Below are 7308 nucleotides of genomic sequence, written 5' to 3' on the forward strand. Positions count from 1 at the left end.
GGCATAGATTAAATGGCTATAAGAGAATTAATGAAATGCTAAATAATGTAACTTTTATTGATGGCATTTCTGAGCATGAAGTTGACAAAATAAAACAGGATAAAAATTATGCCGCTTAATTCCCATATACTAGATTTGATAATAACTCTATCCGCAAGTCTAAAAAATACTGCTCATACTGTTGATCTTGATGTGGTAGATTTTGAGAGCTTCAAAAAAGGAAGTGATATAGCTCTTAGCTATAATCCTGATTATATTATATATTTGCCCGCATTCTATGAACCTTCATTAATTGCTGACATTGCCATTTCAAATCTTAATAAAACTATCCAAACTAACCTAACTGCTGTTTTTTACCTAATAAGATTTACGCTACCTTATCTCAAAAAAAATCCCAAATGTCAGCTAGCTATTACAGCTAGTGTCGCTGGCTATATCGGTTTACCTAGATCACAACCTTATGCTGCTACTAAGGCTGGTGTTATAAATTTAGTGGAGAGCCTAAAAGCAGAAAATCCTGAACTTGATATCCGTCTAATAAATCCAAGCTTTGTTAAAACTAAACTTACTGACAAGAATAATTTTAAAATGCCAGCTCTACTTCAACCTGAAGAAGCTGACCTTAGCATTATCAAAGGTTTAGAGTCAAATAAATTTGAGGTTCACTTTACAAAAAAATTCACTATAATTCTAAAACTTATTGCAGTTTTACCTTACAAGCTTTACTTTAAAATTGCTAAAAAGATGATTTAGAACCGGAGAAACCATGGAAACTCAATCAAATAAAGTCACTATAATAGCCTTTGCTATTATGCATATTGCTTGCTTAGCAATATTTTTTGTAAATTATAATATTACTGCATTAGTTGTATTTCTCGTTACATTCTCAGCTCGGACATTCGCTTTAACAGCCGGATACCATCGTTACTTTGCTCACAAAGCTTTTCAGACTTCTAGAGTATTTCAATTTATTTTAGCATTAGTTGGAACTTGGGCATCTCAAAAAGGGCCGCTTTGGTGGTCAGGTCATCATAGATATCATCATATCGATTCTGATAAAGACACAGATTTACACTCTCCTAAGAATGGGATCTTCCAATCACATGTTGGCTGGGTTTTTGAATCTAGAAGTGATTATGTTGATCCTAAATTTACCAAAGACTGGGTAGAATATCCTGAGCTAGTATGGTTAGATAAGTATGCTCATGTTTTATTTGCATTATATCTGATAGGTCTCTTTGCTATCGGTAACGTAATTAATCACTTCTACCCTAACCTACAAACATCAGGTTTAGCATTTGTATTTTAGGGTGGTATTTTAAGCACAGTATTGTTATATCACACTACATTTAGTGTTAATTCAATCTGTCATATTTTTGGCAAAAAAGATTATGAAACTTCAGATAATAGTCGCAATAACTGGTTTATAGCATTAGTTACATTTGGTGAGGGTTGGCATAATAATCATCATAAATTTGCGTATTCAGTTAGAAATAATCTCAAAGCATGGCAAATTGATATTACATACATAATTCTTTGTATATTAAAAAAATTCAGAATAGTATGGAGTTTTAAAGAACCTAAAAAGACGGCTTAGATAAATATTTCAGAACAAACTTATTCGGTTACTTTTACTTTTGTTTTACTTTTTCTTTTACGTCTTGATTTATTCTTTTTAGCCTTTTTAGCTGGTTTTATAGCCTTTTTACCAAATGACTTATTTGAGCTACCCTCAACAAAAGGTTTACGCGGATCATATAACTCAAAGTCTATATGAATTCTATCAAGATCTGCTCTCACGACTCTTACAGTTATATCTTGACCTATCTTATAAACCTTATGAGTTCTCTTACCAATTAATATATCTTTTGCTTCATCATAAATATAATAGTCACCAGGAATCGCCGAAACATGTATCAATCCTTCTATATACATATCCTTTAACTCAGCAAATAGACCCAAACCATTTACATGCTTGATTTGAGCCTCTAGAACATGACCAATATAATCTTGCATGAAATAACATTTCAACCAATTCTCAACTTGTTTTGATGCACCATCAGCATTTCGCTCTTGATCAGAAGCATTCTCACAAATATTTGCTAATTCAGAAGGTTTATAATCAGCTCCACCATGCTCATATTCACCAATAATTGATTTGATTATTCTGTGTACCACTAAATCTGGATATCTACGAATTGGTGATGTGAAATGTGTATACTCACTATATGCTAACCCAAAGTGTCCATCATTATTTATACTGTACACTGCCTGATTCATACTACGTAAAGTCATCATCTGGATATCATCATAGTCAGGACGATCTTTTATACTATCTAGCATTTCTGCTAAAGCTTTTGGTGTAACTTTGCCATTTTTACCATATGCAAGATGTATACCATGCTTAGCAAGATACTTCTTGAGAGTTTCCATCCTATCTTCTTTAGGCTCACTATGAACTCTAAATGGCGATGTTTTTTTATGCTTAATAGTAAATTTAGCCGCAGCAACATTTGCTACAAGCATACATTCTTCTATAAGCCTGTGCGCATCATTACGATGTCTTGGTACTATTGACTCAATATGATTATGATCATTTAATATTATTTGTGTTTCAACTGTATCAAAGTCTATAGCACCTCGTTCTTGCCTAGCTTGATGAAGTACTTTATATAACTCATACAAATCAAAGATATTAGGCACCAATTCAGGAGTTTTTTCAACTATTGTGTTTTGTTTCTTCTCTATAAGCTTTGCAACTTCAGTATAAGTTAAACGCGCCTTTGAGTTTATGACAGCAGAATAGAACTTATATCTAGATAGCTTACCCTCTTTACTAATATTCATCTCACAAACTAAAGAATATCTATCTTCATTAGGCTTCAACGAACACAATCCATTTGATAACTTCTCTGGTAGCATTGGAATAACATACCCAGGGAAATAAACAGAAGTCGAGCGACGCTTAGCATCTAAATCTAAACTAGAATCTTTCTCAACGTAGTTTGATACATCTGCAATTGCAACATATAATTTCCAGCTACCACTTTTAGTCTTATATGCATAGACAGCATCATCAAAATCTTTGGCGTCTTCACCATCAATAGTTACAAAGTTCTCATTACGTAAATCAACTCTATTACCAACAATTACATCATCAGAAATATCATCTAAATAGCGTAAAGTTTTTTTACTCCACTGCTCAATTAAATCATATTTCTGCGTTGCCATCATCATTGCTTCTTTAACAGGAGATACTGCTTCGACCTCTTGTTTAAATTTAGCAACAACTACACTATTTATACTAGGATAAACAATAATCTCAGCTTCGATTAAAGAGTTATGTTCTATTTTTTGCTTTGGAGGCAATAGCACTATATCACTTGTTATGCTCTTACTTACCGGCTTAATAAAATCACAATCAAAGCTCCTGTAGTAATATCCTGTGATAGTTTTTTGTGCTCTTGAAACTATTGTTTGAATCTCTGCATCTATACGACCACGTTTATTAAGTCCTAGTACTTTTGCAGTTACTTCATCACCAACCATTACCATTTTTGCTTGATGAGATACTATACCGACCTTAGTATTTAGAGTGTGACTAAACAGCTCTAAGCGAAAATCTCTATCAGCTGTCACTTTAGATGTGATATATATCGGTGCTATTTCTGGTAGACTATAGTATGATCTATCTTTTTCTAACTGACCATCTCTAACCATTGCACCTAAACGATTTACAAGCCCATCAAAAAGATTTTTTTTAAAAATCTCTAAAGCATTTGCTATATTTTCTATACTAACAGGTATATTAGCATCTCTTATATAGTTTAGGATTACTTCTCTACTTGGAATCGGATTCTCGTATTTTTGTGCTTCAATATCCTTATTAGGATCATTATGTATATTATATTTACTCACTTATGAATATATCCTGGTCAAAAAATTTTTTACTTATTAATTTACCTTTATCAAACTCTGCTATAGCAACAAACTTCTCATCATCGTATATCCTGACCGTTCCATCAAGATGAGATTTGTCAGCAAAAAGTCCTCTTTTGTATAAATCATCTTTTTCTTCTTCTACTAAAGAGTATATTGGCTTGTCAATAAATACACTCTCTACATTAGCTATACTAGCAAGTTTTTGCTCAAAACTTAAATCTTTTAAGTTGTCTAAGTCATGAGCAGCCTCAATTCTAAAAGGGCCACTTTGTGTTCTTTGTAGCGCAATTAAATGCCGCCACACCCTACAGTTTTTCCAATATCTATTGCTAAACTACGAATATAAGTTCCCTTTGAACATTTAACTCTTATTTTTAACGAATCTGTATTGAAGTCTACTAGCTCTAACTCATATATTTTGATATTTCGAGGCTTTACTTCAACAGTTTTACCCTCTCTCGCTAGCTTATAGAGAGGTTGTCCATTATGTTTAAGAGCAGAATACATAGGAGGAGTTTGAGTTATTATTCCACGAAATTTTGCCAAAACTGTTTCTAAGTAATCCTCTGACAACTCTGGAATATCATCATTTCTTGCTATTATTTGACCTTCAGCATCTCCACTATCTGTTTCAACACCTAACTTAATAGTCGCAATATATTCCTTATCAGAGTCTAAAAGGTATTGTGCTATCTTAGTAGCTCTACCAAAGCATATAGGCAAAACTCCTGTTGCCATAGGATCTAAAGTCCCTGTATGACCTGCCCTTTGAGCATTATATAAATACTTTAATTGTTGTAAAACTTTATTTGAACTAAGACCTTGAGTCTTATTTATGACAACCACAGCATTGAGATTTAATCTATTTTTTTTCATGTAAGCCTTGTTGTGATAGTATTTGTATCATCTTCTCAGCAGCTTTCTGCTCTGCTTTTTTTCGTGATGTACCTTTTGCACTCACTTCAATATTTAAATCATTAGACAATGCTTTCACTGTAAACTCTTGTTCATGATCTTTACCGTCGATAGTTTCAATACTATACTCGGGAAGACTTAGACCATTTTGCAATAGAATTTCTTGTAATTTAGACTTACTATCCTTGACTTTTACATCATCCAAATTAAGAGTTGATATAACCGGTTTGTACCAATTTACTATAACCTTTTTAACAGTAGCAAAATCACTATCTAAATAAATTGCTCCTATAATAGCCTCAAACACATCTTCTAATATTTTCTCTCGCTTATGTCCACCTTGTTCACTAGCACCTAAGATGATATATTCATCTAATTTAAAATTTAGAGCTAAATTTGCTAAAGTTACTCCTTTAACTAGCTTAGATCTGATTTGTGAAAGCTTACCTTCTGCCAAATCAGGAAACTCCATATACAATACTTCAGCTATTACAAAGCCTAAAATAGAATCTCCTAAGAACTCTAATCTTTCATAGTTTTTCTTTGTTTTACTACGATGAGTCAATGCTCTGACCAAGAGAGTATAATTTTTGAAGCTATAACCAAGAATTTTATATAATCGAGAATATTCAGGAACCATTTATTTAAAAGACCTTACCTATTTCACTCCAGCGAACTTTCTTATCAACCTTATCCCAACTCATCCATACAATCTTGGCTTTACCAACAAGATCTTTCTCAGGAACAAAGCCCCAATAACGGCTATCTTCGCTGTTATCTCTATTGTCTCCCATCACAAAATAATGTCCAGCGGGTACTTTAAGATCTTCAAAATCAGTTCCATTTACAGATTCAATCCAATCAACTTGATGTTTAACACCATCAAGATCTTCGGTACAAATTGTATCACCACTTCCATTAGCCAATGATTGATTGTAATAATTGATAGCATCTTTATCACAATTCGTGTATTCAAGTTTTTTACCATTAATAGTTAACATCTTATTTTTATAAGAAATAACATCTCCAGGTACTCCAATAACTCTTTTGACAAAATCTACACTTGGATTAACTGGAAAATGAAATACTAAAATGTCGCCTCTTTTAGGTTCCCCTGTTTTTATTAAAGTTTCATTACTAAAAGGTGCTCGAATACCGTAAGCAGCTTTATTGACAAATATAAAATCTCCAACAGGTAATGTTGGTGTCATAGATGCTGTAGGAATAAGAAAATTCCCTATAAGAAATGTTCTAAGCAAAAAAACCACCAAAAAAACACTAAACAAAGATCTAGCTTGATCTGCTATCAATGGAGCTTTGAGACCATTATCTTTATAAAACTGACGTTTTTGCTTCTTAGATAGACCTTTCAACTCTTCTACATAAGGTTTTAATCTTGACCTTTGAAAAAAGAATAAGTCAATTAGATATATTAGACCACTTGCAATAGTTAAAAACAACAGCCAAAATGTGAAGCCTAAGTTTAAGATATAATTCAATAGTTCCATGAAATTACTTAACTACTTTATCCTTTTGAACAAAATAGCCAACACCTCTAATTGTTTGGATAAAGTTTGGAATATTGATTTTTTTCCTTAGATTATGCATGTGTACTTCTAGAGTATTAGTATCCATTTCTTTATCAGTAGAATACACTTCTTCCAAAAGCTGCGTTTTCGGTACAACACGACCTGCATTTTGTACCAGAATAGCCAAAAGAGCTAGCTCTTTTTTTGATACTGGAATAATAACACCATCTTTAGTTACTGTCTCAGAACTAGGATTAAAGCCATAGTCGCCAAACTTAATTTCTTCCTTAGTACTCTTCTTACCTGATCTTGTATCTATTCTACGAGAAATAGCTTTAATTCTTGCCACTAACTCTTTAAGTTCAAAAGGTTTAGTAAGATAATCATCGGCGCCTAAGTCTAAGCCTTTAATTCTATCTTCTAAACCATCTCGAGCTGTTAAAAGAATAATTGGTACTTTAATACCTTTATTTCTAACATTTCTAAGAACTTCAAGACCAGTTTTAATTGGCATACCTATATCAAGAACAACTATGTCATATAAACCAGACTCTATAAAGGTTTGTGCTGCTTCTCCATCAGAAACCAAGTTAACAATAAGACCTTCTTTCTGCAATGCTTCTAGCAAGCCTTCGCCTAAATTAAGATCATCTTCAGCCAATAATAGCCTCATAAACTCACCTATACTGTTATAAAACTTATAAAAAAATATTTATCAAACCAATTATATAGCATAAGATACATAAAATAAATATTTATTTTAAAAGCTAGATTGTATTCTCAATGTTTATAGAGATACCAAAATGTACTTCATTAGGTGTCAAGTAATTTAAACATTTCTTAGGTCTATTATTCAAGTCTATCTGTAACTTTCTAATGTATTGATGAGATATATTGTTAAAGTTAGTACCTTTAGGTATAA

Annotated in this window: 4 protein-coding genes and 4 pseudogenes; 2 read left to right on the plus strand and 6 right to left on the minus strand. The window is 32.4% G+C overall.

All coding sequences use genetic code 11. The features are described 5' to 3' along the window. Nucleotides 1-153: 153 nt before the first annotated feature. Nucleotides 154-753: pseudogene (locus tag F8C69_RS07710) on the plus strand (SDR family NAD(P)-dependent oxidoreductase); the annotation flags it as partial. A 13-nt stretch (nt 754-766) separates the two neighbouring features. Continuing rightward, nucleotides 767-1597 (plus strand): annotated as a pseudogene (locus tag F8C69_RS07715) (acyl-CoA desaturase). A 20-nt stretch (nt 1598-1617) separates the two neighbouring features. Here F8C69_RS07715 and rnr read toward each other — a convergent pair. The 6 genes and pseudogenes from rnr to F8C69_RS11450 form a co-directional block, all read right to left on the minus strand. Further along, nucleotides 1618-3918: a ribonuclease R gene (gene rnr / locus F8C69_RS07720; protein ID WP_159184794.1), complete on the minus strand. Its 2301-nt coding sequence runs from the start codon at nt 3916-3918 to the stop codon at nt 1618-1620. After that, a pseudogene (truB, locus tag F8C69_RS07725) lies at nt 3911-4818 on the minus strand (tRNA pseudouridine(55) synthase TruB). Before truB ends, rnr begins: the two are co-directional and overlap by 8 nt. Beyond that, the gene (rnc, locus tag F8C69_RS07730; protein WP_159184795.1) at nt 4805-5497 is read right to left on the minus strand and encodes a ribonuclease III; all 693 of its coding nucleotides are present in this window, start codon (nt 5495-5497) and stop codon (nt 4805-4807) included. Before rnc ends, truB begins: the two are co-directional and overlap by 14 nt. A gap of 4 nt (nt 5498-5501) precedes the next feature. Beyond that, nucleotides 5502-6365, minus strand: coding sequence for a signal peptidase I (gene lepB / locus F8C69_RS07735; protein WP_159184796.1), 864 nt, complete (start codon nt 6363-6365; stop codon nt 5502-5504). Nucleotides 6366-6369: 4 nt separating this feature from the next. Next, complete coding sequence (qseB, locus tag F8C69_RS07740) at nt 6370-7059, minus strand: response regulator QseB (protein ID WP_159184797.1); 690 nt, start codon at nt 7057-7059, stop codon at nt 6370-6372. A 94-nt stretch (nt 7060-7153) separates the two neighbouring features. Then, nucleotides 7154-7308, minus strand: a pseudogene (locus tag F8C69_RS11450) (IS30 family transposase); the annotation flags it as partial.

The organism is Francisella noatunensis subsp. noatunensis, assembly GCF_009823375.1.
Taxonomy (GTDB): domain Bacteria; phylum Pseudomonadota; class Gammaproteobacteria; order Francisellales; family Francisellaceae; genus Francisella; species Francisella noatunensis.

Bases quoted from the DNA above. Each gene is read 5' to 3' on its own strand.
- rnc (WP_159184795.1), bottom strand. From the start codon at position 5,497: ATGGTTCCTGAATATTCTCGATTATATAAAATTCTTGGTTATAGCTTC.
- lepB (WP_159184796.1), bottom strand. From the start codon at position 6,365: ATGGAACTATTGAATTATATCTTAAACTTAGGCTTCACATTTTGGCTG.
- qseB (WP_159184797.1), bottom strand. From the start codon at position 7,059: ATGAGGCTATTATTGGCTGAAGATGATCTTAATTTAGGCGAAGGCTTG.